Genomic DNA, 25,301 nt, shown 5'->3' with positions numbered 1-25,301 from the left:
TCCGTCTTTTCTTCCGCACCCCAGGAACGACCGCCGTGCCGACCACCCCGACCTTCCTCTATCTCGCCTCGCAGAGCCCGCGCCGCGCCCAGTTGCTCGGCCAGCTCGGCGTGCGCCATGAACTGCTGCTGGCCGCCGACGACGAGGACGCCGAGGCGCTCGAGACCGTGCTGCCCGGCGAATCGCCCACAGCCTACGTGCAGCGCGTGACCGCGCTCAAGCTCGATGCCGCCGTGGCGCGCCTGCGCCGCCGCGGCCTGGCCGACGCGCCCGTGCTGTGCGCCGACACCACCGTGGCGCTGGGCCGCGCCATCCTCGGCAAGCCCGAGGACGCGCGCGATGCCGAGCGCATGCTCGCGCTGCTGTCGGGCACCACGCACCGCGTGCTGACCGCCGTGGCCCTGCAGCAGGGCCGGCGCCGGCAGGCCGCGCTGAGCGTGTCGCGCGTGCGCTTCGCGCCCACGAGCCGCGCGCAGATCCGCCGCTACGTCGAAGGCGGCGAGCCGCTGGGCAAGGCCGGCGCCTATGGCATCCAGGGCGCGGCGGCCGCCTTCGTCGAGCACATCAGCGGCTCCTATTCGGGCATCATGGGCCTCCCCATGTTCGAGACCGCGCAACTGCTGCGGCGCGCCGGTTTCCCCATTTGAGACAACCGAGACAACCGAGAACTCCATGCAAGACATCCTGATCAACTGGTCCCCGCAGGAGACCCGCGTGGCGGTGGTCGAGCACGGCGCGGTGCAGGAGCTGCACGTCGAGCGCACGCTCGAGCGCGGGCTGGTCGGCAACATCTACCTGGGCAAGGTCTCGCGCGTGCTGCCGGGCATGCAGTCGGCCTTCATCGACATCGGCCTGGAGCGCACCGCCTTCCTGCACGTGGCCGACATCGTGGCGCCTTTCACGCCGGGCTCGCGGCCGAGCGCCGCGCCGGCCGAACGCGACCACCGCAACGGCGGCGCCATGGTGCCGATCGAGAAGCAGGTGTTCGAGGGCCAGTCGCTGCTGGTGCAGGTCATCAAGGACCCGATCGGCACCAAGGGCGCGCGGCTGTCGACACAGATCAGCATCGCGGGCCGGCTGCTCGTGTTCCTGCCGCAGGACAACCACATCGGCGTGTCGCAGAAGATCCCGGCCGACCTGCGCGATGCGCTGCGTTCGCGCATGCTCGCGCTGATCGAGGCCGCCGCGGCGGCTGACAGCGGCGGCGTGGTGCCCGAGAACACCGGCGGCTTCATCCTGCGCACCAACGGCGAGGACTCCACCGACGCCGAGCTCGCCGACGACATCGCCTACCTGCGCAAGACCTGGTCGCGCATCCGCGAGGCCTCGACGCGGCTGCCACCGATGTCGCTGCTGCACCAGGACCTGAGCCTGCTGCAGCGCGTGCTGCGCGACCTCACCACCGAGGACACGCAGACCATCCGCATCGATTCGCGCGAGCAGTTCGAGCTGCTGCTGAAGTTCGGTCTGGAGTTCATGCCCAAGGCGTCCGGCAAGCTGCAGCACTACCGCGGCGAGCGACCGATCTTCGACCTCTATTCGGTCGACGAGGAGATCGCGCGCGCGCTGGGTCGCCGGGTCGATCTCAAGTCGGGCGGCTACCTCGTGGTCGACCAGACCGAGGCGCTGACCACCATCGACGTGAACACCGGCGGCTTCGTCGGCGCGCGCAACTTCGACGACACCATCTTCAAGACCAACCTCGAGGCGGCGCAGGCCATCGCGCGCCAGCTGCGGCTGCGCAACCTGGGCGGGATCATCATCGTCGACTTCATCGACATGGCGCGCGACGACCACCGCGAGCAGGTGCTCGGCGAGTTCCGCAAGCAGCTCGCGCGCGACCGCGTGAAGACCACGGCCGGCGGCTTCTCGCAGCTCGGCCTGGTCGAGATGACGCGCAAGCGCACGCGCGAATCGCTGGCCCACATGCTGTGCGAGCCCTGCGTGGCCTGCGGCGGCCAGGGCATCGTGAAGACCGCGCGCAGCGTGGCCTACGACGTGATGCGCGAGATCCTGCGCGAGGCGCGGCAGTTCACGCCGCGCGAGTTCCGCATCGTCTCGTCGCCGCAGGTGATCGAGCTGTTCCTCGACGAGGAGAGCCAGCACCTGGCCGGGCTCAGCGACTTCATCGGCAAGCCGATCTCGCTGCAGTCCGAGCCGGCGATCGGGCAGGGGCAGTACGACATCGTGCTGCTCTGAGGCCCTAGTCCTTCAACGCCGCGATTCGCGGCCCTGGCGCATCCCGATGCTGGCGAGCGCCGCCAGCACCAGCAGCACGGCCATCGCGAGCAGGCCGTTGGTCGTGCTGCCCGTGCTCTGCTCGATCCATCCCATCACCGAAGGCCCGATGAAGCCGCCCAGCAGGCCGCAGGTGTTGACCAGCGCCAGCCCGCCCGCGAGCGCCACGCCGGCCAGGCGCGAGGAGGCGAACAGGAAGATCACCGACTGCACCACGAAGAACATCGAGCCCGTGAGGCAGAAGCCCGCGAGCGCGACGGCCGGGCTCGCGAAGGCCGCGATGCACAGCCCCACGGCCATGGCGGCCAGCCCGATCAGCAGCAGCAGGCGCCCGCGTTGCGGCGTGACCGCGAGCCGCGGCAGCGCGATCGCGCCGACCGCGGCGGCGACCCAGGGCAGCGAGTTGAGCGCGCCGATCTGCAGCGGCGTGAGCTTGCCGTAGGTGCCGATGATGCTCGGCAGGAAGAAGATCACCGTGTAGATGCTGATCTGGTGGCAGAAGTAGACGAAGATCGCGAGCCAGATCTGCTTGTCGACCAGGCAGGCGCGCAACGATTCGCCGACCTGGCCATGGGCCGCGTCCTCGGCGCGTTCTGCGGCGAGGCCTTGCTCGATGGCGCGCGCCTGCGCCGGCGTGAGCCAGCTGGCATCGGCAGGCCCGTCGGGCAGCTTGCGCCAGACCACGAAGGCCAGCGCCACGGCCGGCAGGCCCTCGATCACGAACATCCATTGCCAGCCGTGCCAGCCCAGCAGGCCGTCCATCTGCAGCAGCGCGCCGCCGACCGGGCCGCTGAGGATGTTGGCGATGCACACGCCGAGCAGGAAGTAGCCGGTGGCGCGTGCCCGGTCCTTGCGGCCGAACCAGTAGTTCAGGTAGAGCATCACGCCCGGGAACAAGCCGGCCTCGGCCGCGCCGAGCAGCACGCGCATCACGTAGAACGAGGTCTCGCCGGTGACGAAGGCCATGCCGGCAGAGAGCAGGCCCCAGGTGATCATGATGCGCGCAATCCACCAGCGCGCGCCCACCCGGTGCATCACCAGGTTGCTCGGCACCTCGAGCAGTGCGTAGCTCAGGAAGAACAGGCCCGCGCCCAGGCCGTAGGCCGCGGCCGAGATGCCGATGTCGACCGCCATGTGGCTCTTGGCGAGCGCGATGTTCGTGCGGTCGATGAAGCTGATCACGTAGGCCAGCACCAGCAGCGGCATCAGCTTGCGGAAGATCAGCGCATTGAGCGAGGCCTGCTCGTCGGTGGTGGCCGTGTCGGCCGCGGGCCCGAGACGGGCGCCGGGGATGGAGGTGTGTGCCATCGGTGTCTCTCTCTGAAGTCTTGTTCTGGTGAAGGAATGCAGCGGCGCGCCGTGCGAGACGACGGCGCTGCGGGCGATGGGGATGCGAGGGCTAGAAGTCGACCTTGGCCGCGCCCTTGAGGCCGAGGATCTCGCGCGCCTCGTCGGGTGTCGCGATGTCGATGTTCAGCGCCTCGAGCACGGCGCGGATGCGCAGCACCTGCTCGGCGCTCGAGGCGGCGAGCCGGCCCGGGCCGATCCACAGCGAGTCCTCGAGGCCGACGCGCACGTGCGAGCCCATGGCCGCGCCGATGGTGGCCAGCGGCAGCTGGTTGCGGCCGGTGCCGAGGATCGACCACTGGAAGCGGTCGCCGAACAGGCGCGCCGCGGTGCGGTGCATGTGCATCAGGTCCTCGGGGTCGGCGCCGATGCCGCCGAGGATGCCGAACACCGTCTGCACGAACACCGGCGCGCGCACCAGGCCGCGGTCCATGAAGTGGCGCAGGTTGTTGAGGTGGCTGACGTCGTAGCACTCGAACTCGAAGCGCGTGCCGTTGGCCTCGCCCAGGCGCAGGATGTTCTCGATGTCGGCGAAGGTGTTCTTGAAGATCAGGTTGCGGCTGTTCTCGAGGTGCTCGCGTTCCCACTCGTGCTCGAAGGACTTGAAACGCTCGAGCATGGGGAACAGGCCGAAGTTCATCGAGCCCATGTTGAGCGAGGCCAGCTCGGGCTTGAAGGTGGTGGCCGGGCGCATGCGTTCCTCGACGCTCATGTGCGGGCTGCCGCCGGTGGTGATGTTGATCACGGCATCGGTGGCGGCCTTGATCCTCGAGAGGAAGGGCCGGAACAGGTCCGGGTCCTGCGAGGGGCGGCCGTCCTTCGGGTCGCGCGCATGCAGGTGCAGGATCGCGGCGCCGGCGCGCGCCGCCTCGATCGAGGCGGCGGCGATCTCGTCGGCCGTCACCGGCAGGTGCGGCGACATGCTCGGCGTGTGGATCGCGCCGGTGGGGGCGCAGGTGATGATGGCTTTGGTGCGGGTGGCCATGGTCGGGATTCGGGTGAGGTCGGAAAGAGAAGAAGAGGGCGGGTCAGCTCAGCGCCTGGGTGTGGCCGTCGACCACGAGCTCCTGGCCGGTGACGCTGGCGGCCAGGTCGCTGGCGGCGAACAGCACCATGTTCGCGATGTCGCCGGCCGTCACCATGCGGTTGAGCGCGGACTGCGAGGTGTAGATGCGCGTGACCTCCTCGATGGGCTTGCCGAGCGCCTGGGCCTTGGCGGCGATCACGGCGCGGATGCGCGGACCGTCGACCGCGCCCGGCAGGATCGCGTTGACGCGGATGCCGTCGGGGCCGAGTTCGAGCGCGAGCGTCTTGGTGAAGCCGATCACGGCCCATTTCGAGGCCGCGTAGGGCGAGCGGCCCGGCATGCCGAGGTGGCCGGCGGCCGAGGAGAGATTGACGATCGAGGGATGGCGGCCCTGGCGCAGCCGCGGCACCGCGAGCCGGGCGCAGAGGAACTGGCCCGTGATGTTGACGGCCAGCGTGCGGTTCCAGTCGTCGAGCGAGAGGGTTTCGACGCCGCCGGTCGGGCCGGCCACGCCGGCGTTGTTGACCAGCACGTCGAGGCCGCCGAGTTCGCGGTCCGCGGCGTCGAAGAGGCGCGCCACCTGTTCCTCGTTCGAGACATCGGCGAGGCAGCTGCCGACCTCGGGCAGCTCGGTCGACAGCCGGTCCAGGCTCTCGGACTGCACGTCGCAGACGAAGACACGGGCGCCGGCCGCGGCGAAGGCACGCACGATGTCGAGTCCGATGCCGCTGGCGCCGGCGGTGACGAGCACGCGCTGGCCGGCGAGGGAATTGCCGTTCCACATTTCTGAATCGCTCCTTGGGGTGTGACAGGGAATGGTCGGCATCGTAGATCTGTGATCACAGATATCTAATGGGGTATACCCTGAAACGTATACTGCGCCGCATGGAGCTCTCCGATCTCGTCACCCCGCTCAAGCGCCAGACGCTCAGCGCCAACGTCTACGACCAGTTGCGCGATCTCGTGATGAGCGGGCAGATGATGCCGGGCGAGCAGATATCGCTGCGCAGCGCCGCCGCGGCGCTGGGCGTGAGCGTGATGCCGGTGCGTGAGGCGATGCAGCGGCTGGTGGCCGAGCAGGCGCTCGAGCTGACGCCCAGCCGCACCCTGCGCGTGCCGCGCATGACGGCCGCGCAGTTCAAGGAGATCACGGTGATCCGCACCAACCTCGAGGGGCTGGCGACCGAGGCGGCGGCCGCGGCGGTCGGCACCGTGGCGCTGCGCGAGATCGCCGAGTGCCACGATGCCTTCGTCGCCGAGATGAAGGCCGCGAGTCCCGATGGCTCGAGGCTGGTCACCTTCAACAAGGAATTCCACTTCGCGGTCTATGCCGCGGCCGACATGCCGATGCTGCTGCAGATGATCGAGGCGCTGTGGCTGCGCATCGGGCCGATCCTCAATTACGACCTGCGCGCCGGTTCGCGCCGCGTGGGCGAGAAGGTGGCGGTGGCGCACCACGCGGCGCTGCTCGCGGCGTTGAAGCGGCGCGACGGCGCCAAGGCCCGGGCCGCGCTCGAGGGCGACATCCGCAGCGCGGCCGAGTTCATCCTCTCGGCCGGCGTGCTGGTGGCGGAGGGCGCTTCAAGGCCGCCGTCGCCCGGCGGTCGGGATCAGAGCGTCGGGTCCTGACCCGCGGCGGCGCTGCGCACCGCGTTCGTCTGCAGCCGCGCATAGAGGCCGTCGAGCGCCATCAGCTGCGCGTGCGACCCCTGTTCGGCCACGCGGCCCTGTTCCATCACGATGATGCGGTCGGCATGCTGGATGGTCGACAGGCGGTGCGCCACGATCAGCGTGGTGCGGTTCTGCATCAGGCGCTGCAGGGCGTCCTGCACCAGCCGCTCGGATTCGGTGTCGAGGGCCGAGGTGGCCTCGTCGAGCAGCAGCACCGGCGCATCCTTGTAGAGCGCGCGAGCGATCGCGAGGCGCTGGCGCTGGCCGCCCGAGAGCTGGGTCGCGTTGTGGCCCAGCACGGTGTCGATGCCGTTGGGCAGGCCCTCGACGTGGCTGCTGAGGTTGGCGGCCGCGATGCAGGCCAGCACGCGGTCGCGGTCGATCTCGGCATCGGCGCCCAGCGCCACGTTGGCCGCCAGGGTGTCGTTGAGCATCACCACGTCCTGGCTCACCATGGCGAACTGCGAGCGCAGGCTCTTGAGCTCCCATTCCGAGATGTCGTGGCCGTCGAGCAGCACCTGGCCGCCGCTGGGCAGCACGAAGCGCGGCAGCAGGTTCATCAGCGTGGTCTTGCCCGAGCCCGAGGGGCCGACGAAGGCCACGTTCTGGCCCGGCTCGATCACGAGGCTCACGCCGTCGAGGGCGGGGCGCTCGTCGTCGCCGCGGTAGTTCACGCGCGTGTCGCGGAACTCGATGCGACCCTGCGCATGCGCCATGCCGAAGCTGCCCTGCGGCTCGGTCGGCACCTCGTCGACCAGCGCCAGGCCGCGCTCGAGCGCCGCCAGGCCGCGCGTGATCGGGCCGGCCACTTCGGCGAGGCGCCGGATCGGCGCGATCAGCATCAGCATCGCCGTGATGTAGGCGACGAAACCGCCGACCGTGAAGCCCTGCTTGCCACTCTGCCAGAGCGCGATCATCACGACCACCGACAGCGCCAGCGAGGCCATCATCTGCGTCAGCGGGGTGGTCGCGGCCTGGGCGATGGTGGACTTCACGGCCAGCCGGTTGAGCTTCTGGCTCAACTGCTCGAAGCGCCTGGCCTGGGCCGTCTCGGCGCCATGCAGGCGCACCATGCGGTGGGCGAGCACGTTCTCTTCCACCACGTAGGCCAGCTCGTCGGTGGCCTGCTGGCCCTGCTGCGTCAGCTTGTAGAGGCGCTTGGAGAACACCTTCATGATCCAGGAGATGCTCGGCACCAGGAAGGCCACGATCAGCGTGAGCTTCCAGTTCAGGTAGACCAGGTAGCCCAGCAGCGCCACCAGCGTGAAGCCGTCGCGCGACAGTCCCAGCAGCGCCTGCACCAGCAGCATCGCGCCGGTCTGCACTTCATAGACCACGGTGTTCGACAGCGTGCTGGCCGACTGGCGCGCGAACAGCGCGAGCTCGGCGCCCAGCAGCCGGTCGAACAGCACTTTGCGCAGCCGCTGCATGCCTTCGTTGGCGATACGCGAGAGCGCGTACTGCGAGATGAACTGGGCGATGCCGCGCACCGCGAACAGCAGCAGCACGGCGGCCGGCACGAACCACAGAGGCATTTCGCCGCGCGTGAAGCCGCGGTCGAGCAGCGGCTTGAGGAGGGCCGCCATCAGCGGCTCGGTGATGGCGGCGAGCATCGCGCCGATCAGCCCTAGCGCCCACCATTGGCGCGAACCGCCGAACCAGGTCATGAGCCGCGCCAGCCGGCGCATCAGGGGAGGGCGTGCGGTCTCGCTGCCGGGGGGTGTCTGCATGGCGGCGGATTCTACGGGGCGGGTCGGAACGCCCTTTCGGCTGCCCGGGGCCGGGTGCCAGGGCGCGTTCCTGAAGCATTTTGTGTGTAGGACCCCGCGCCGCATGGAACGTTTTGCCATGGCCCCATCAAAGCAATGTGTACCATGTGGCCCCGTTACAAGGGGAGAAACTTTTTCAACCCGAGATCTCTCCGAAACCGCATGAACAAGCCGTTGCAAGCCCTCTCTCCAACTCCTTCTTCATCGCTTTTGGGTCGCCGCACGGTCATCGCGGCCCTGGCAGCTTCCCCCGTTTTGCCCGCACTCGCCCAGTTCAAGGTCGAGGTGTCGGGCGTGGGGCTGACCCAGTTGCCCATCGCGCTCGTGCCGTTCCGCGGCCAGGATTCCTCGCCGCAGAAGATCTCCGAGATCGTGCAGGCCGACCTCGAGCGCAGCGGCCAGTTCCGCGGCGTCGATGCCTCGGGCCAGGCGCTCGACGAGGGCTCGCGTCCCGATTTCTCCGTCTGGCGCCAGCGCACCGCCGACTCGCTCGTGGTCGGCAGCGTCACGCGCCTGGCCGATGGCCGCTACGACGTGCGCTTCCGTCTCTGGGACGTGGTGCGTGGCCCGAACGGCGGTGACCTCGGTGGCCAGAGCTACATCGTTCCCCAGGGCGACCTGCGGCTCGCCTCGCACCGCATCGCCGACTACGTCTACGAGAAGCTCACGGGCGACAAGGGCATCTTCTCGACCCGCATCGCCTACGTGACCAAGGGCGGCAGCCGCTACTCGCTGTGGGTGGCCGATGCCGACGGCGAGAACGCGCAGGCCGCGCTCGCCAGTCCCGAGCCGATCATCTCGCCGGTCTGGTCGTCCAACGGCCAGCAACTGGCCTACGTGTCCTTCGAATCGCGCAAGCCCGTCGTCTATGTGCACAACGTGGCCAGCGGCCAGCGCCGGCTGGTCGCCAACTTCCGCGGCTCCAACAGCGCGCCGGCCTGGGCGCCCGACGGCAGCACGCTCGCCGTCACGCTGAGTCGCGACGGCGGCTCGCAGCTCTACACCATCCCGGCCAGCGGCGGCGAGCCGCGCCGGCTGACCCAGAGCGCGAGCATCGACACCGAACCGGTCTACTCGGCCGATGGCAGCACCATCTACTTCGTGAGCGACCGCGGCGGCGCACCGCAGATCTACAAGATGGGCGCCAATGGCGGCAACCCGACCCGGGTCACCTTCAGCGGTACCTACAACATTTCTCCTTCCGTCAGCGCCGACGGCCGGTGGTTGGCCTACATCTCCCGCGTGGGCGGGGCGTTCAAACTCCACGTGATGGAGTTGGCCAGCGGCAATGTCACCGCCATCACCGACACCTCGGCGGACGAGAGTCCGAGTTTTGCCCCCAATAGCAAGCTGATCGTCTATGCCACGCAACTGCAAGGTCGCGAGGCCCTCATGACGACCACGCTGGACGGAAAAATAAAGGCACGGCTGGCGGGTCAGGCAGGAGACATCAGGGAACCGGACTGGGGTCCGTTTCAAAAGCAATGATTAGGTTTATCTGAGGAGTTCGAAATGTTGAAACGTACGATTTATTCGCTGGCCATCGTGGCGCTGATCGCAGGCTGCTCGTCGGGCACCAAGCTCAACGAAACGCCCGTGACCGACCGCACCGGTACCGCCGGTGGCGCTGGCAACCAGGGCGCTGCCACGGCCGTGGCACCCGTCACGATCGATCCCAACGCCGGCACCGCCCAAGGTCCGATGGGCGTCGAGCGCATCGTGTATTTCGACTACGACAGCTACACGGTCAAGCCGGAGTTCCAGTCGCTGATCGACGGCCATGCCCGTTTCCTCAAGGCCAACCCGCAGCGTCGCATCTCGATCGAAGGCCACACCGACGAGCGCGGCGGCCGCGAGTACAACCTCGCGCTGGGCCAGAAGCGTTCGGAAGCCGTGCGCCGCGCGCTCACGCTGCTGGGCGTGAACGACAGCCAGATCGAAGCCGTGAGCTTCGGCAAGGAAAAGCCCGCCGTGACCGGCGCGGGTGAAGAAGTCTGGGCGCAGAACCGTCGCGCCGAAATCCGCTACACCCGGTGATGCGGCCCGCCCAACGCGCTCTGTGGCGTGGCGCGGCCCTGGCGGCCGCCCTGTTGTGCGCCTCGGCCGGATCGCAGGCCGCGCTGTTTGAGGATGACGAGGCCCGCAAGGCCATCCTCGATCTGCGCCAGCGCGTGGAGGCCGTGCGCCAGCAGACCGATCAGCGCCTGACCGACGAGAACGGCCAGCTGCGGCGCAGCCTGCTCGACCTGCAGACGCAGATCGAGCAGATGCGTGGCGACCTGGCGCGCATGACCGGCCAGAACGAACAGCTCACGCGTGCCGTGAGCGAGCTGCAGTCCAAGCAGACCACCATCGACGACCGGCTCAAGCAGAACGAGCCGTCGAAGGTCACGGTCGATGGTCGCGAGTTCAATGCCGATCCGCGCGAGAAGGCCGATTTCGAAGCCGCGCTCGGCGTGTTCCGCGCCGGCCAGTTCGCGCAGGCCCAGACCGCCTTCGCCGAGTTCGTCAAGCGCTACCCGCAAAGCGGCTACAACGCCTCGGCCCTGTTCTGGCTCGGCAATGCCCAGTACGCCACGCGCAACTACAACGAGGCCATCGCCAACTTCCGTTCGATGCTCTCGCTCGCGCCCGACCATGCCAAGGCCCCCGAGGCCGTGCTGTCGATCGCGAACTGCCAGATCGAGCTCAAGGACACGCGCGCCGCGCGCCGCACGCTGGAAGACCTGACCAAGGCCTATCCGCAGTCGGAAGCCGCGCAGGCCGGCCGCGAGCGTCTCTCGCGACTGCGCTAGTGCCGGCGGAGCCCTCCGCTTGAGCGCTGTTCACGAGCCCGTCTCCACGACCGAACCGGCGACTGCCCCCGAGGCAGCCGCCGGTTTTGTCGCGTCTGGCGACGACGCCATGGCACCTGATTTCGCGCGCCGCTTCGGCGGCCTCGAGCGCCTGTACGGCGTGAGCGGTGCCGCGCGCATCCGCAACGCGCACGTGCTCTGCGTGGGCATCGGCGGCGTCGGTTCGTGGGCCGTCGAGGCGCTGGCGCGCAGCGGGGTGGGGCGCCTGACGCTGGTCGATCTCGACCACGTGTCCGAGTCCAACATCAATCGCCAGATCCACGCGCTCGACAGCACCGTCGGACAGGCCAAGGTCGAAGCCATGCGCGAGCGCATCGCGCAGATCAACGCCGAGTGCCGCGTGCTGCCGGTCGACGAGTTCGTCGAGCCCGACAACTGGCCCGCGCTGCTCGAAGCCGCGCAGGCCGCCAACGGTCCCGTGCATGCCGTCATCGACGCCTGCGACCAGGTGAAGGCCAAGCTCGCGATGGCCGCCTGGGCCCGCGGCGTCGCGCGTGGCACCGACTTCATCACCGTCGGTGCGGCGGGCGGCAAGCGGCTCGCGCACAAGGTCGACATCGACGACCTCTCGCAGGTCACGCACGACCCATTGCTCGCGCAGCTGCGGCAACGCCTGCGCAAGTCGCATGGCGCGCCGCGCGAGGGCCGCAAGATCGGCGTCGCCTGTGTGTTCAGCCGCGAGAGCGTGGCCCCGCCCGATGCCTCGTGCGCCATCGAGAGCGGCGATGGTTCGCTCAACTGCCATGGCTATGGGTCGGTGGTCAGCGTGACCGCGACCTTCGGGCAATGCGCGGCGGGGTGGGTGCTCGATCGGATGGCGGTCAATACCACGCTATAATCTTTGGCTTTGCCGCATTTGACAGCGGCGAAGCGTCAAGAAAAAAACAAGAACGAGGAACTCCCTGCCCAGGGAAAACCGAATTCGGGACGTTAGCTCAGTTGGTAGAGCAGCGGACTTTTAATCCGTTGGTCACTGGTTCGAATCCAGTACGTCCTACCAGAACCAGATCCATGGCTAGCCACATGGATCCACCCGCCCCAAGTGAAACAGCCACTTGGGGCATTTTTTTTGCGCGCTCGAGCAACCTCTTGATGTTCGACGGATTCTCCAGAGACCAATCCAGGTCATCGAGCTCGCTGTCATAGCCTCAGCGAGAGGTCTTCAACATGATCTCTTCCGGAGTGTTCGAGCTCGGGAGCCAGGATGCCCTGACCCATCTCGATGAAGAACGATGCCATCCGCGGGCCATCCCTGCGCGGCCCAGGTCGATCCTTCTCAGGCCGGGGTCGAGGTCGCCACCGCCACCTTGCGCAGGTGATGGGCAATTCGCGTGTAGTAGAGGATGGTGTAGCCGAGCGACGTGGCGAACACGAGCAGGCGATAGACGAAAGCGGGATCGCGAAAGGTGCCGCTCGTCAGCACATGCGGCAGGCCGAAGTACATGAGGGTCGCCACCAGAAGATTGAGGGCCAGGACCTTGAATCCGATCGGAACCGCGATGACGCAATAGCGGCGAACGAAGTCGCGTCCGGACGCCGCACCGTTCGCGAGGAATGCTTCGTGCGTGCCCACGAGGCTGATGGCGAGAGTGAGGCCGGCCTCGAACAGCAAGGTCCAGTGCCTGTAGCCACCGAACCAGAGCGCCGAATAGTTGAGGATCACCCAGAGCAGCGCCGCGGCCAGCATGTACTTCAGGCCATCGGTTTCATCGAGCCTGTCATGGACCAGGTCGTCTCTGAGTTTTCGGGTGTTCCAGATATGCATGCGCATGGGGATGTCGATGGCCGGGATGCATCCGGATGTACACCCATAACCGTGCCGGCCCGCCTTTGTCCGCCGAGTCCGGATGGTCAAGCGGATGAAGCCGGGCGTCGCGGGCCTATCTCTTGCGCGGCCAGAGCAGGTCCTTGCCCGCCGGCGTCAACTGGTAGGAGAACCGCCGCGCGGGCCTCGCCTGAATCTGCAGCGACGGCGTATCGACCAGCGCGATCAGCCCCGCGGTCTGAAGCACTTCGAGTTGATGTCCCTCGACTTCGGGCCACGCCCCGGCGCTGACCCGTGCAAGGCAGGCGGTGACCAGCGTCTTGTTCTCGAGCATCGATGACTCCTTTGGGCTGGCCGCGATTCTGGGCCGGCAGGGGAGTTCGATCTCTCCTCCGTTGGGAGGAGGATCCACGCGCGAAGCGGTGCCGCGCTACCGCGGGGCCGTTGAAAGGGGCTTCGGAAGAGAAGAAGTGCTGGAAGGTGAAGCGCACGACGATCGGGGGTATGGCCGCGCGCTACATTGGTCCTCCTCCGCAAACACAGACCAGGGACGATCCATGACCACCCGACGAAGCCGTCCAACCTGCCTGCTCCTGGCGCTGGCGGCCTGCTGCACGGCCGCATCGGCCGCCACCATGGTCTGCACGCCGGGGCCGGCCGCGGGCAATGCGCCGTTCAACGCGGTGCGCAGGATCGCGATCGACGAGTTCTCGCGCACGGTCAACCTCGACGTGGTGCGCTCGAAGACGCGCGAGACCGAGACCCTGGGCAAGATGCGCGCGGACCTCGTCGGCCTGGACGAGTCGTCGGGCGAGCCGGTCTATGTCTTCAATTCGATTCCGACCTCCGAGGTGGAGACCACCACGCTCTTCAAGCTGTCGAAGGCCGGCGAGTGGCGCCTGACCAGCGCCACGCTGAGCATCGTGGGCAAGGTGCCCATGCTGCGCAGCGTGGATGGCGGCACGGTGTTCAACTGCAAGCGCTCGAGCCTCGGCTGACGAGACGGCGCGTAGGCCGGGCTCAGGGCTGGGTGCGTGCCTTGATGAACTGGCCGCCGCGCACCCGCACGCGCTCGATGGCCGCCTCCAGCGAGGGCTGCCGCATCACGACGAGGTCGCCCTTGGGAATGCCGCGCCAGGTGATCCGGGCCACGCCCGAATAGCTGCCGCGCATCGTCTCCTTGCAGAAGAAGGAGCCGTTCCAGCCATCCTGGAGGTCGACGGAGATGTGCGCTGATTGCATGGAAGGCAAGCGTAGGCACCAGAGGCCTGCGAAGCCAGGAAATAGTACCTTGGTTCTCGTTTTATTGCTACCGGTCTCCGTGGGTGCCGCCGCCACCGCGGGGCGCTTCAGTTGAAGTCGGTCATGAAGTACCAGATCGGCTCCAGCCTCGCGCCGGGCGCGGGCCGGTGCAGGTAGATGTCGTAGACGATGGTGCGGGGCTGCGGCCCCCGCTTGTAGGCGATGCGCACCACGCCCTCGTCGACGCTGGCCGGGTCGGTGCGCTTGAGCCGCACCAGCTTGCCGTCGCCGCGGATCTCGAGCGCATGGTGCTCGAGCGGCGCGACGGTGCCGGTGCCCTTGTCGATGAAGCTCACCCATTCGGCATCCCGCTCCCGTGCCTCCGCGGACGAGAGGTAGATGGCGGGGTAGAGCAGCCGCTGGGCCTTGGCCAGCGCGCCAATGAAGGCTTCGCCCTTCCTGTTTCCGATGTCGGCGATCAGCCGGCGATAGACCTCGAGCGCTTCAGCTTCGAGCTTCGGGTCGGCCGCATCCAGCGGCACGCTGCGCTCCCAGCCGGCCAGGCTGTAGGGCACCTGGGCCTCGAACTGCACGGTCTGGCTGAAGCCCTGCGGGTCGGTGAACAGCGCCTGCCTGCCGTCGCGCAGCGGGGGCAACTCATAGAGCGTGGTGTTGCGCGGCGGCTCGGTCTTGCTGCGCACGACCAGTTCCACCTTCAGGTCGTCCGTGTCGGGCAAGCGCTGCTGGCCGGTGGCGGGCAGCAGGCGGATCGTGAGCTTCTGCGGACCGCTGCGCAGGATCGCCGGATTGAGCGGCATGCCGATCGTGCCGATGCGTTTGGTGGGGAGGACCGAGATCGGCAGGTCGTTGACGTACACCCGGAACGCCAGCTTCTCGCTCGACACCCTCAGGTCGTAGAGAGGCTGCTGCGCCTGCTTCCTCGACGTGCCTGGATCGGCGGCGGCCCGCGCCGCGACAGGCACGGCGGCCTGCAGCAACGCCACGAGCATCACGACGGCGGTGGTTTTCCTCATTCGACGATCTCCCTGGCTATGGACGGCCGGCCATTATGCGAACGAGGCCCGGCGGGCAGGCTTCTTGCACGGCACCAGGGCCGCCCGCACCCCGGGCAACCGCCATGGCGGCTCGCGCCGATTGCCCGTAGATTGGCGCGCACAACAAGCGTCCGATCCCCCACCTGAAATCGCAGGAGTGTCCGTGGAAGCATGGTCGAGCCAGCAACTCTCGCCGCTGTACGGGCGCGAGGTCTTCCGTTCCCGCGCGGCGGACGAAACCCATGCGCGCATCGCCTGCGAGCTGAAGCCGCACCGCAGCGTCTGGCATCGCGGCGACGTCGATGCGATCTTCTGCCGCGCCGAGCTGAGCGCACTCTCGCTGTGCATCCTGCGCTACGGCTGCGACGTGGACATCGAGCCCGATGCGCTCGGCAACTTCGTGCTGGTGCAGATGCCGCTGCGCGGCCATGCCGACATCCATCACGCGGGCGGCAGCCTGCAGATCCATCCGGGACAGGGCGCGGTGATCTCGGCCCACAAGCCGGTGCGGCTGCGCTGGCATGCCGACTGCGAACAGCTGATGCTCAAGATCGAGTTGAGCCGGCTGCAGGAGGTGGCGCGCCATGCCTTCCCGCTGCGCGGCGCCGATGCGGTGGGCGAGATCGACTTCGAGATGCCGTTCTCGCTCGACGACACGGCGGGCACGCAATGGCGCCGCATGGTGGCGAGCCTCGCCTCGCTGCTGCCCGCGGCGGGCGATGCCGGCTACGACGCGCGCTGGCTCTCGCACTGCGAGGACAACCTGATGCTCTACCTGCTGTGCCACCGGCCGAACTCGGTGCGCGAGCGGCACGACGAGGCGCGGCATGGCTCGGAGGCCGCGAGCCTGCGCCAGTTGCGGCGCGCCGAGGAGTTCATGCAGGAGCGGCTCGACACGCCGCTGTCGCTCGAGGAGGTGGCGCGCGCCGCCGGCCTCACGCGGCGCGGGCTGGCGCTGCTGTTCCGACGCTACCGCGAGCTCTCGCCCGGCGAGGTGCTGCGCAACATGCGGCTCGATGCGGCGCATGCGCAGCTCGCGCGCCACGACGGCGCCAGCGTGACCGAGGTGGCGCTCAACTGCGGCTTCTCGCACCTGAGCCGCTTCGCGGCCTGCTACCGCGAGCGCTTCGGCCACCTGCCGCGCGAGACCGCGCGGCATTGAGGCACCGGATCAGGACGGCTTCATCGCGCACTGCGCCGCGGTCGTGTCCTGGTAGTTGGTCAGCACGGTGCCGATCACCTTGTTGGCGATGCGGCCGCTGCCGTCCTTGGCGATCACGCGCAAGTAGTAGTTCTGCACCGGGAAGTTGTTGGCGCCATAGCGGAAGTCGCCGCGCACCGACTTGTAGTTGGCGGCCTTGATCGCCTTCAGCAGCGCCGGCTTGTCGGCCACCTTGCCGCCGACGTCGCGCACTGCCGCGTCCATCGCCATCAGCACGTCGTAGGCCTGGCCCGCGTAGAACGAGGGGTTGCGGCCGTTGTTCTGCTGCCGGAACGCGGCCACGAAGCGCTGGTTGGCCGGGTTGTCGAGGTCGAAGGACCAGTGCGCGGTGTTGAACAGCCCGAGCATCGGCTCGCCGACCGCGGGGATCATGTCCTCGTCGGCCGAGAAGGCGGTGGAGATCAGCGCCACGTCCTTCGACAGGCCCGCGCCCACGAACTGCTTGATGAAGGCCACGCCCATCGCGCCCGGCAGGAAGAAGTAGAGCGCATCGGGCTTCGAGGCCCGGATCTGCGCGAGCTCGGCCGAGTAGTCGAGCTGGCCCAGCTTGGTGTAGAGCTCGTCGCCCGTGCCGCCCTTGTAGGTGCGCTTGAAGCCGGTGATGGCGTCCTTGCCGCCCGGGTAGCTGGGCGCGATCAGCGCCACCTTCTTGAAGCCCTTGTCGCCCGCGAACTTGCCGGCCGCCTCGTGGTACGCATCGTTGGGGTACGAGGCGCCGAAGAAGTAGGGATTGCAGCGCGCGCCCGAGAGGTCGCTCGGCCCGGTGTTGCTCGACAGGTAGGGCACCTTGGCCGCGAACAGCGGCGGCGCCACGGCCAGCGCCACCGACGAGCCGACCGGCCCGGTGAACAGGTCGATCTTGTCGCGCATCAGCATGCGCTCGACCACCTGGCGCGCGGTCTCGGGGTTGCCCGCGGTGTCGGCTTCGACGAACTCGACCGGCACGCCGCCGAGCTTGCCGCCCAGCTGCTTGATCGCCACCGCGAAGCCGGCCTTCGATTCGGCGCCGCCGACCGCGAAGGGCCCCGACAGGTCCATCGCGAGGCCGACCTTGACGGTCTGCGCATCGGCGTGCGGCGTCAGGGCCAGCAGGGTGGAGAAGGCGGCGAGGGCAAGGACCGAGGGGACGGTCGCCATGCGCGGGCGGCTGAGCGGCATCGAGAAACTCCTCTGGCGATGGATACGCCGAACGTGGGTGGGAAGCGGGTGGCCGAAAGAGACCGGGCAAACGGTCGCAGGCCGCAGTCTGGCAGCGCCGCGCGCCGCGGCTATCCGTTTCGTGCAGCGCGGCGTGCTGCACGAAATGGACAGACAGCCGCCACGCGTCGTCTCCAGAATCGCCGCCATCCCGATCCACCCCTTCGAGAGAGACACCCCGATGAGCCACTACATCGACATCCCGGCCGGCGACGGCGCGCAGAGCTTCCGCGGCTACCTGGCCCTGCCGGCCTCGGGCCGCGGCCCCGGCATCGTGCTGTGCCAGGAGATCTTCGGCATCAACGACTACGTGCGCGAGGTGGCCGACCTCTATGCCGAGGAAGGCTACGTGGTGCTCGCGCCCGACCTGTTCTGGCGCATGGAGCCCGGCGTCGAGCTCGGCTACTCGCCCGAGGACTGGCAGCGCGCCTTCGGCTTCTTCCAGCAGTTCGACATCGAGGCCGGCATCGCCGACGTGACCGCGAGCGTGCAGACGCTGCGCGCGCACCCGGCCTGCACCGGCAAGGTCGGCGCGCTGGGCTTCTGCCTCGGCGGCAAGCTGGCCTACCTCGCGGCCGCGCATTCGGGCGTGGACGCGGCGGTCGGCTATTACGGTGTCGGCATCGAGGGCGCGCTCGAGCTGGTGCCGAAGATCGCGTGCCCGATCGCGCTGCATTTCGCCGAGCTCGACAAGTTCTGCCCGCCCGAGGCGCGCGCCCAGGTGCTCGAGGCCTTCGCGGGCCGGCCCGGCGCGCAGATGTACGTCTACCCCGGCGTCGACCATGCCTTCGCGCGCACCGGCGGCGACCACTTCGACAAGCCCTCGACATTGATGGCGCACCAGCGTTCCATGGCGCTGTTCAAGGAGGCGATCGGCCCGGTCTACGACCTGTCGGCGCTGTGGGACAAGCACTGCGAGTACGAGTTCGCCACGCGCGACGTGGTCGCCACCATGGGCACCATGGTCGCCGAGCCCTACGTCAACCACATCCCCACCATGACCGGCGGCGTGGGCGCGAAGGAGCTGTCGCGCTTCTACAAGCACCACTTCATTCCCACCACGCCGCCCGACACCCGGCTCACGCCGATCTCGCGCACCGTGGGCGCCACCCAGATCGTCGACGAGATGCTGTTCTGCTTCACCCACACGGTCGAGATCGACTGGATGCTGCCGGGCATCGCGCCCACGGGCCGGCCGGTGGAGATCCCGCTCGTGGCCATCGTCAAGTTCCGCGGCGACAAGCTCTACCACGAGCACATCTACTGGGACCAGGCCAGCGTGCTCGCGCAGATCGGCCTGCTCGATGCAACGGGCCTGCCGGTGGCCGGCGTGGAGACCGCGCGCAAGCTGGTCGACGAGACGCTGCCCTCGAACACGCTGATGCCGCGCTGGGCCAAATCGACGGCCCTGACCATCGCCGACCCGGCGCTGCCGCTCGGATGAACGCCGCGCCTTCCATGCTCGAACTGGTGGTGGCCTCGGCCAGCGCGCTCACGCCGGCCATCAAGGCCTTCGTGCTGCGCAGCGCGAACGGCGAGGCGCTGCCGCCGTTCGAACCCGGCGCGCACCTGGGCGTGCAGGTGATGCAACCCAACGGGCAGGCCGGTCAGCGCGCCTATTCGCTCGCGCGGCCGCATGACGCTTCGGACCGCTACGAGATCGCCGTGCTGCACGAGCCCGACGGCGCGGGCGGCTCGGCCTGGATGCATGGCCTGGCCGAGGGCGCGCGCGTGCTCGCGCAGGCGCCGCGCAACGATTTCGCGCTGCGCCGGGGCGAGGCCGCGCCGCTGCTGATCGCGGGCGGCATCGGCATCACGCCGCTCTTGTGCATGGCGCGCGCGCTCGCGGCCGAGGGCCGGGCCTTCGAGTTCCACTACGCCACGCGCAGCCCCGAGGCCACGGCCTATCTCGAGGAGGTGCGCGCGCTCGGCGGCCGCGTGGTGCACGACGGCGGCGATCCCGCGCGTGGCCTCGACCTGCGCGCGCTGCTGGCCGTGCCGGTGCCCGGGCGCCATCTGCATGTCTGCGGTCCGCGCGGCCTGGTGCAGGCGGTGGTCGACACCGCGCGCGCCCAGGGCTGGAGCGACGACCACGTGCACTTCGAGCTGTTCGCGGGCGCGCTCGCGCAGGCCGGCGACGCCGCCTTCGAGGTGCGCACGCTGCGCTCGGGCCATCTGCTGACGGTGCCGCCGGGCCGGAGCCTGCTCGACGTGCTGATCGCCGCGGGGCTCGACCCGCTCTACGATTGCCGCCAGGGCGACTGCGGCGTGTGCGCCGTCGACGTGGTCGAGGGCGTGCCCGACCACCGCGACCACAACCTGAGCCCGCGCGAGAAAGCCGACGGGCGCACCATCTGCACCTGCGTGTCGCGCGCCAGGACGCCGCAGCTGGTACTCGACCTCTGATCCCACGATTCCAGGAGACCCATCCATGACCATCGACCTGCAGTCCCTCGTGCAGCCCGACCGCGTCCACAAGCGCGTCTACACCGACCCCGCGATCTTCGAGCTCGAGATGGACCGCGTGTTCGGCCAGGCCTGGCTCTACGTCGGCCACGAGAGCCAGGTGCCCAAGCCCGGCGACTACTTCACCACCCGGCTCGGCCGCGAGCCCGTGGTGATGGTGCGCCACACCGACGGCCGGATCCAGGTGATGTACAACCGCTGCCCGCACAAGGGCGCCAAGATCGTGCCCGACGGCAGCGGCAGCGCCGGCAAGTTCCTGCGCTGCCTCTACCACGGCTGGACCTTCAAGTGCGACGGCAGCCTGCTGTCGGTGCCGCTGCGCAGCGGCTACGAGGACACGGGGCTCGACCTCAAGGACCCGCAGTACGGCGTGCGCAACGTGGCGCGCGTCGCCACGCACCGCGGCTTCGTGTTCGCGAGCCTGTCGAAGGAAGGACCCGGGCTCGAGGAGTTCCTCGGCGGCGTCGCCACCTCGCTCGACAACTTCTGCGACCGCGCGCCCGAGGGCGAGGTCGAGGTGGCCGGCGGCGTGCAGCGCGTGATCCAGCGCAACAACTGGAAGATCTTCTTCGAGAACCTGCACGACACCATCCATGCGGTGGCCACGCACGAGTCGTCGTGGCGCGCGGCCAAGGAGGAGTTCGAGGCCATGCCGGCCGGCACGCGCAAGCCCTTCGAGGTGGTGATCGTCGACGGCAACGGCGAGCCGCTCGAGTTCTGGGAGAAGCTCGAGCTCAAGGGCTACGACAACGGCCACGGCTTCATGGAAGGCATCTTCGTGCCGCCGACCGACCCGGTGAGCCTGGCCTATGTGGCCGCGCTCGAGGCGGCGCAGGGCGCCGAGCGCGCGGACCAGATCCTGCGCGTGAACCGCCACAACACCATCGTCTACCCGAGCTGCTCGCCCCACACCTCGTTCCAGCAGATCCGCGTGATCCGGCCGCTGTCGGTCGACCGCACGCTGGTCGAGATCTTCAGCTTCCGGCTCAAGGGCGCGCCCGAGGCCACCTTCCAGCGCACGCTGAAATACACCAACATCGTCAACTCGCCCTCGTCGAACGTGATGCCCGACGACCTCGAGGCCTACAACCGGGTGCAGGAGGGCCTGGGTTCGGACGGCGGCGACTGGGTCAGCATGCACCGCGCCGTGGGACGCGACCAGCCGCTGCCGGGCGGGCGCGCCTCCAACGGCAACAGCGAGATGCCGGCGCGCAACATGTTCGGTGCCTGGTCGAAGTACATGGGCGTGGACACCGGGAGCGCCGCATGAACTTCCTCGACTGGAACGAACAGCAGGAGATCGCGCAGTTCCTGCACCACGAGGCGCGGCTGCTCGACGAGCACCGCTGGGACGAATGGCAGCGCCTGTTCACGCCCGACGGCCTGTACTGGGTGCCGCTGGTGCACGGCCAGGCCGACCACCTCAACCACGCCTCGCTGTTCTGCGAGGACGCGCTGCTGCGCTCGATGCGCGCGCGCCGGCTCGAGCAGGCGCGCGCCTATTCGCAGCAGCCGCCCACGCGCACGGTGCACGTGGTGGGCAATATCGGCATCGAGGCGCGCGAGGAGGGCGCGCTGGGCGGCCTCACCGTGCGCTCCACCTTCGTGCTGCTCGAATGGCGCAAGACCGAGCAGCGCATGTTCGGCGGCAGCGTGCTGCACACGCTGCGCCGCCACGAGGGCGAGCTGCGCATCCATCTCAAGCGCGTCGAGCTGGTCAACTGTGACGCCGCGCACGAAGCGCTGCAGGTGTTCGTGTGAAGGCCGCGCTGCTCGCGATGCACTACCAGAACGACGTGCTGCACGCCGACGGCAAGGTGCGCGTGGGCGTCGCGGCCGACGATCCGGCGCGGCCGCGCCTGATCGCCTCGGCCGGCCGGCTGATCGCGGGGGCGCGCGCCGCCGGCGTGCCGGTGATCTTCGTGCGCATCGCCTTCGCGCCCGGCTACGTCGACTGCCTCGACAACTGCACGCTGTTCCGGCGCGTCGCGCAGAGCGGCGCGGTGCAGGAGGGCAGCTGGGGCGCCGAGTTCTACGACGAGCTCGCGCCGCTGCCCGGCGAGGCCGTGGTCACGCACAAGCGCAACAACCCCTTCTGGGCCAGCGGGCTCGAGCAGGCGGTGCGCGCCACCGGCGCCGACCGGCTCTACGTGGCGGGCATCGCGACCAACCACGTGGTCGAGCACGGCGCGCGCCATGCGAGCGACCTGGGCTACGACGTGGCGGTGGTGGCCGATGCCTGCAACACGGCGCAGCCGCACCTGCATGCCGCGAGCCTGGAGAATCTGTCGATGCTCGCGCAGGTGATCGGCGTCGAGGACGCACTCGCCCAGATGGGCCCCTGAACCGATGAAGGACATCTCATGAACATGCAAGGCAAGGTCGCGATCGTCACCGGCGCCGCCGCGATGCTGGGCAGCGCCATCGTGCGCACGCTGGCCCAGGCCGGCGCGCGCGTGGTCGCGGTCGACATCGACGCGGCGCGCGGCCAGGCGCTGGCGACCGAACTCGGCGCGGCCTGCCGCTTCGCCGCCTGCGACATCGCGAACGACGAGGCGCTCGACGCGCTGGTGGCCGATGCGCTGCGCATCGAGGGCCGCCTCGACTGCCTGGTCAACAACGCCGTGGTCTACAACGACGGCGGCATGGGCGCGAAGCGCGCCGAATGGCTGGCCGCGCTCGACGTCAACCTGGTCTCGGGCGCGCTGCTCGTGCACAAGGCCACCGAAGCGCTGGCCGCGCAGGGCGGAGCCATCGTCAACATGGGCAGCGTGGGCGGCAAGTTCGGCACGGCCGACCGCGCGCTCTATCCCGCGGCCAAGGCGGCGATCCTGCAGCTCACGCGCAACCAGGCCGCGACCCTGGCGCCGCGGCGCATCCGCGTGAACTCGGTGTCGCCCGGCTGGACCTGGTCGGACGCGCTCTCGCGCATGGCCGGCGGCGACCGCACCAAGGCCGACCGCATGGCCGCGCCGCTGCATCCGCTGGGCCGCGCGGGCGACGGCGACGACGTGGCGCAGGTGGTGCTGTTCCTGTGCTCGGACGCGGCACGCTTCGTGACCGGCGCCGACATTCCGGTGGACGGCGGTTTCTCGATGCTGGGCCCGGACCAGGGGCGCTCGGCGCGCGACTGGTTCGCGGCCGGCATGCCCTAGTCGAAACGCTTCTCCCACTCCCAGTTCACGGCCGGCAGCGTCTCGACCACCGGCCGCGCGAACAGGTAGCCCTGGAACAGCCGGATGCCGAGCTCGCGCAGCGCCATCGCCTCTTCCATCACCTCCACGCCCTCGGCCACCACGTGGATGCCGAGCTCGCCGCAGGTCGAGACGAAGCCCTTGACCACGGCGCGCCGCACGCCGTCGGTGTGGATGTTGCGGATCAGCTCCATGTCGAGCTTCACGATGTGCGGCTTGAGCGCCACGAACAGCTCGAAGCCCGCGAAGCCGGCGCCGAAGTCGTCGATGGCCGAGGAGAAACCGTGCTGCTGGTGCATCTCGAAGGCCCGCACCAGGTGCGGCAGGTCCTCGACGCGCTCCGACTCGGTCACCTCGAAGATCAGCCGCTCCTTCGGGAAGCCGAAGCGCTCGGCGGTCTCGACCGCGCTCTGGAAGCATTCGCCCTGGCGCCCGGCATCGTTGGGCATCACGTTGAGGCTCAGCCGCGAAGCCATGCGCAGCCCGGCCGCGAGCTCGATCGCCTTGGCGCGGCAGGCGCGGTCGAACTCGACGCGATGGCGCGCATGCACCAGCCCGAGGATGTGTCCGGCGCCTTCGCCGTGGATGCCGCGCACCAGCGCCTCGTGCGCGTAGACCTCGCCCTTGTCGACGTCGACGATCGGCTGGAAGGCCATGGTGAAGGCCGGGCAGCTCGCGGCGAAGTCGGGCACGGCCGAGGCATCGTTGCTGGCCTGGGTGGCCGGCTGCTGGAGGCGGTTGATGGTCAGCGCGCGCGCGGCGCTGCAGTAGCCCGGCGGACGGGCGTTGAAATCGCGGGCCAAAGTCGGTGCCAGGCTGGACACGGATGGCCTTCAGACCCGGGGGCCGTGGATGAAAAGTCGTTGCGGGATGCCCGACATGGTGTTCTCCGGTTCCTGGGCGCGGCCCCGCGGGACCGCATGTCCGCTTTTTCGGCGCGGCGGCGGAAGACTTGAGGAGAAAAAGGGGCCGGCGGGCAAAAAAAGCGCGGCTTCCTCCCAATAGAGGAGGGCCGGCCTAGAAGCCGCCCGCGGCGATCATCCGCAGCAGCGCGCGGTTGACTTCCTCGGCATCGACCGCATGGGTGCGGCGCAGGTTGCGCAGCGCGGTCGGGTTGCTCGATTCGAGCGCGGTCGCGAGCTGCAGCGCGGGCGCATAAGGGCCGTTCTGCGCGATGGTCGCGGCCACGATGCGGTCGGTCAGCGGGATGCGGCCGAAGCTGGTGCGCAGCGGCTCGCCCATCACCAGGTCGAGCTGCGAGAACAGGCCGCACAGATAGACCTCGCGCTTGAGGTCGTCCTCGATGCCGGCGTCCATCAGCTGCGCGACCAGGTGGCCGCGCATCGCCATGGAGGTGTTGAGCGGGCGCAGGTTGCCGTCCTCGCTGGCGGTCGGCAACTGCTGCGACAGCCAGGTGCTCAGGCGCTGGAAGCCGATCATCATGAAGCCGTGGCGCAGCGAGGCCACGCGGTTCGGCAGGCCCAGGCCCGGCGAGTTCAGGTAGAGCATGAGCGCGTAGACCAGCGCGGCCTCGCGGCTCACGAGCTGGTCGATGCGCTCGAGCGATTCCTCGGCGTCGATCGCGTTCATCACGCGCACGATGGCGCGCCGCGTCGGCGGCAGCGGCTGGCCGCCGTAGCCGTGCAGCACGTCCTCGCTGGGCCAGCCGGCCACGGCCCAGGCGTTCTGCTGGTCGAGCGCATGCTCGGCCAGCGCGCGGCTGGCCACGCCGTCGATCAGCGCATCGGGGCGCACCGGGCTGCTTTCGCCGGGATGCGTCATGCCGCGGTCGAACACCGTGGTGTCGCGCTCCACCTGCGCCAGGCGCAGCGCGTCCATCGCGTCTTCCGGTGCCAGCCGCAGCAGCCGGCGCTCGAACCAGGGCGCTGCCTCGGCGTCGGGGATCTGGGTCGGCACGCCGCTCGCGACCATGCGCACGCCGCGGCGGGCGGCGGCGCGCACCGCGGGGCGCAGGCCGGCGTCCTGCATCCAGCCGAGCGGAATCTCGAGCATCGGCCCGGCCGCCTCGGCGTTGCTCGCGATGTCGCGCAGGAACTCGGGCGTCTGGATCGACAGCAGCAGGGTCGGCGAATCGGCGTTCCAGGTCTCGGCCAGCGTGCGCAGCAGGTGGCGCCCGTCGATGCGTTGGCGGTCCTCGTGGACGAAGAGCTGGACACCCGCGAGCGCGCGCGGACGGTTCCAGAACGGGCGGTAGCCGAAGGTCAGGCTGCCGAGTACCGATTGAGACATGAA

General features: G+C 69.2%; 26 protein-coding genes and 1 tRNA gene. 16 read left to right on the top strand and 11 right to left on the bottom strand.

The features are described 5' to 3' along the window. Positions 1–35 precede the first annotated feature (35 nt). Both KV106_RS02285 and rng read left to right on the top strand, forming a co-directional pair. The gene (locus KV106_RS02285; RefSeq protein ID WP_261205895.1) at positions 36–647 is read left to right on the top strand and encodes a Maf family protein; all 612 of its coding nucleotides are present in this window, start codon (positions 36–38) and stop codon (positions 645–647) included. A gap of 25 nt (positions 648–672) precedes the next feature. Continuing rightward, positions 673–2,199, top strand: a complete 1,527-nt coding sequence (gene rng, locus KV106_RS02280) for a ribonuclease G (RefSeq protein ID WP_261205894.1) — start codon at positions 673–675, stop codon at positions 2,197–2,199. A gap of 12 nt (positions 2,200–2,211) precedes the next feature. Here the strand turns inward: rng and KV106_RS02275 are convergent, their stop codons facing one another. From KV106_RS02275 to KV106_RS02265, 3 genes are all read right to left on the bottom strand, one after another. After that, the gene (locus KV106_RS02275; protein WP_261205893.1) at positions 2,212–3,546 is read right to left on the bottom strand and encodes an MFS transporter; all 1,335 of its coding nucleotides are present in this window, start codon (positions 3,544–3,546) and stop codon (positions 2,212–2,214) included. Positions 3,547–3,637: 91 nt separating this feature from the next. Beyond that, the gene (gene kce / locus KV106_RS02270) at positions 3,638–4,570 is read right to left on the bottom strand and encodes a 3,5-dioxohexanoate:acetyl-CoA acetone transferase (protein WP_057593339.1); all 933 of its coding nucleotides are present in this window, start codon (positions 4,568–4,570) and stop codon (positions 3,638–3,640) included. 43 nt (positions 4,571–4,613) lie between these two features. After that, positions 4,614–5,396: an SDR family oxidoreductase gene (locus KV106_RS02265; protein WP_057593337.1), complete on the bottom strand. Its 783-nt coding sequence runs from the start codon at positions 5,394–5,396 to the stop codon at positions 4,614–4,616. A gap of 101 nt (positions 5,397–5,497) precedes the next feature. Here KV106_RS02265 and KV106_RS02260 point away from each other — a divergent pair, with 101 nt between their 5' ends. Beyond that, the gene (locus KV106_RS02260; protein ID WP_082322118.1) at positions 5,498–6,241 is read left to right on the top strand and encodes a GntR family transcriptional regulator; all 744 of its coding nucleotides are present in this window, start codon (positions 5,498–5,500) and stop codon (positions 6,239–6,241) included. Here the strand turns inward: KV106_RS02260 and msbA are convergent. Further along, complete coding sequence (msbA, locus tag KV106_RS02255; RefSeq protein ID WP_057598627.1) at positions 6,223–8,013, bottom strand: lipid A export permease/ATP-binding protein MsbA; 1,791 nt, start codon at positions 8,011–8,013, stop codon at positions 6,223–6,225. The genes KV106_RS02260 and msbA overlap by 19 nt on opposite strands. Positions 8,014–8,214: 201 nt before the next feature. On the opposite strand from msbA, the gene tolB reads away from it, so the two are divergent. From tolB to KV106_RS02230, 5 genes are all read left to right on the top strand, one after another. Continuing rightward, positions 8,215–9,540, top strand: a complete 1,326-nt coding sequence (tolB, locus tag KV106_RS02250) for a Tol-Pal system beta propeller repeat protein TolB (protein WP_172705446.1) — start codon at positions 8,215–8,217, stop codon at positions 9,538–9,540. 24 nt (positions 9,541–9,564) lie between these two features. Next, complete coding sequence (gene pal / locus KV106_RS02245) at positions 9,565–10,089, top strand: peptidoglycan-associated lipoprotein Pal (RefSeq protein WP_057597625.1); 525 nt, start codon at positions 9,565–9,567, stop codon at positions 10,087–10,089. Further along, the gene (gene ybgF, locus KV106_RS02240) at positions 10,089–10,847 is read left to right on the top strand and encodes a tol-pal system protein YbgF (RefSeq protein ID WP_057597624.1); all 759 of its coding nucleotides are present in this window, start codon (positions 10,089–10,091) and stop codon (positions 10,845–10,847) included. Before pal ends, ybgF begins: the two co-directional genes overlap by 1 nt. Before the next feature lie 109 nt (positions 10,848–10,956). Then, the gene (locus KV106_RS02235; RefSeq protein WP_261205890.1) at positions 10,957–11,745 is read left to right on the top strand and encodes a tRNA threonylcarbamoyladenosine dehydratase; all 789 of its coding nucleotides are present in this window, start codon (positions 10,957–10,959) and stop codon (positions 11,743–11,745) included. 86 nt (positions 11,746–11,831) lie between these two features. After that, positions 11,832–11,907 (top strand) — tRNA-Lys (locus KV106_RS02230). A 276-nt stretch (positions 11,908–12,183) separates the two neighbouring features. On the opposite strand, the gene KV106_RS02225 is transcribed toward KV106_RS02230, so the two are convergent. Further along, positions 12,184–12,678, bottom strand: a complete 495-nt coding sequence (locus KV106_RS02225; RefSeq protein ID WP_057595333.1) for a hypothetical protein — start codon at positions 12,676–12,678, stop codon at positions 12,184–12,186. A 109-nt stretch (positions 12,679–12,787) separates the two neighbouring features. Next, complete coding sequence (locus KV106_RS02220; protein ID WP_057595334.1) at positions 12,788–13,006, bottom strand: hypothetical protein; 219 nt, start codon at positions 13,004–13,006, stop codon at positions 12,788–12,790. A 223-nt stretch (positions 13,007–13,229) separates the two neighbouring features. Between KV106_RS02220 and KV106_RS02215 the strand changes: the two genes are divergently transcribed. After that, positions 13,230–13,670 (top strand): hypothetical protein, encoded by a 441-nt coding sequence (locus KV106_RS02215; RefSeq protein ID WP_057595335.1) that lies wholly within the window; start codon positions 13,230–13,232, stop codon positions 13,668–13,670. Between the two features lie 22 nt (positions 13,671–13,692). Here the strand turns inward: KV106_RS02215 and KV106_RS02210 are convergent, their stop codons facing one another. Beyond that, positions 13,693–13,914: a hypothetical protein gene (locus KV106_RS02210; protein WP_057595336.1), complete on the bottom strand. Its 222-nt coding sequence runs from the start codon at positions 13,912–13,914 to the stop codon at positions 13,693–13,695. A 107-nt stretch (positions 13,915–14,021) separates the two neighbouring features. Beyond that, entirely contained in the window at positions 14,022–14,948 is a 927-nt protein-coding gene (locus KV106_RS02205; RefSeq protein WP_261205886.1) for a hypothetical protein, read from the bottom strand. 184 nt (positions 14,949–15,132) lie between these two features. On the opposite strand from KV106_RS02205, the gene KV106_RS02200 reads away from it, so the two are divergent. Continuing rightward, positions 15,133–16,131: an AraC family transcriptional regulator gene (locus KV106_RS02200; protein ID WP_057595362.1), complete on the top strand. Its 999-nt coding sequence runs from the start codon at positions 15,133–15,135 to the stop codon at positions 16,129–16,131. Positions 16,132–16,140: 9 nt separating this feature from the next. Here the strand turns inward: KV106_RS02200 and KV106_RS02195 are convergent, their stop codons facing one another. Then, a complete protein-coding gene (locus KV106_RS02195) occupies positions 16,141–17,349 on the bottom strand; it encodes an ABC transporter substrate-binding protein (protein WP_409976470.1) in 1,209 nt (402 codons plus the stop codon). A 220-nt stretch (positions 17,350–17,569) separates the two neighbouring features. Here KV106_RS02195 and KV106_RS02190 point away from each other — a divergent pair, with 220 nt between their 5' ends. Genes KV106_RS02190 through KV106_RS02165 form a run of 6 tightly spaced genes read left to right on the top strand, consistent with a single transcriptional unit; the run spans position 17,570 to position 23,009 of the window. Beyond that, complete coding sequence (locus tag KV106_RS02190) at positions 17,570–18,832, top strand: dienelactone hydrolase family protein (RefSeq protein ID WP_261205885.1); 1,263 nt, start codon at positions 17,570–17,572, stop codon at positions 18,830–18,832. Continuing rightward, the gene (locus tag KV106_RS02185; protein ID WP_261205884.1) at positions 18,829–19,794 is read left to right on the top strand and encodes a PDR/VanB family oxidoreductase; all 966 of its coding nucleotides are present in this window, start codon (positions 18,829–18,831) and stop codon (positions 19,792–19,794) included. Before KV106_RS02190 ends, KV106_RS02185 begins: the two co-directional genes overlap by 4 nt. Before the next feature lie 25 nt (positions 19,795–19,819). Next, positions 19,820–21,124, top strand: coding sequence for an aromatic ring-hydroxylating dioxygenase subunit alpha (locus tag KV106_RS02180; RefSeq protein WP_261205883.1), 1,305 nt, complete (start codon positions 19,820–19,822; stop codon positions 21,122–21,124). Next, positions 21,121–21,615, top strand: coding sequence for an aromatic-ring-hydroxylating dioxygenase subunit beta (locus tag KV106_RS02175; protein ID WP_261205882.1), 495 nt, complete (start codon positions 21,121–21,123; stop codon positions 21,613–21,615). The genes KV106_RS02180 and KV106_RS02175 overlap by 4 nt, the downstream gene beginning before the upstream one ends. Beyond that, on the top strand, positions 21,612–22,199 hold the full coding sequence (locus KV106_RS02170) for a cysteine hydrolase family protein (RefSeq protein ID WP_057595342.1): 588 nt from the start codon (positions 21,612–21,614) through the stop codon (positions 22,197–22,199). The genes KV106_RS02175 and KV106_RS02170 overlap by 4 nt, the downstream gene beginning before the upstream one ends. A gap of 18 nt (positions 22,200–22,217) precedes the next feature. Further along, a complete protein-coding gene (locus tag KV106_RS02165; RefSeq protein ID WP_261205881.1) occupies positions 22,218–23,009 on the top strand; it encodes an SDR family oxidoreductase in 792 nt (263 codons plus the stop codon). On the opposite strand, the gene KV106_RS02160 is transcribed toward KV106_RS02165, so the two are convergent. Beyond that, entirely contained in the window at positions 23,006–23,872 is an 867-nt protein-coding gene (locus tag KV106_RS02160; RefSeq protein WP_261205880.1) for an EAL domain-containing protein, read from the bottom strand. The two genes, KV106_RS02165 and KV106_RS02160, sit on opposite strands and share 4 nt — an antisense overlap. A 193-nt stretch (positions 23,873–24,065) precedes the next feature. After that, positions 24,066–25,298, bottom strand: coding sequence for an HDOD domain-containing protein (locus tag KV106_RS02155; protein ID WP_057595344.1), 1,233 nt, complete (start codon positions 25,296–25,298; stop codon positions 24,066–24,068). Positions 25,299–25,301: the final 3 nt, after the last annotated feature.

Origin of the sequence: Variovorax endophyticus (assembly GCF_025376855.1) — a bacterium.
In the GTDB taxonomy this organism is placed as follows: domain Bacteria; phylum Pseudomonadota; class Gammaproteobacteria; order Burkholderiales; family Burkholderiaceae_C; genus Variovorax.
The sequence above is the reverse complement of the archived record's forward strand: the minus strand, read 5'-3'. Positions and strand labels throughout refer to the sequence as shown.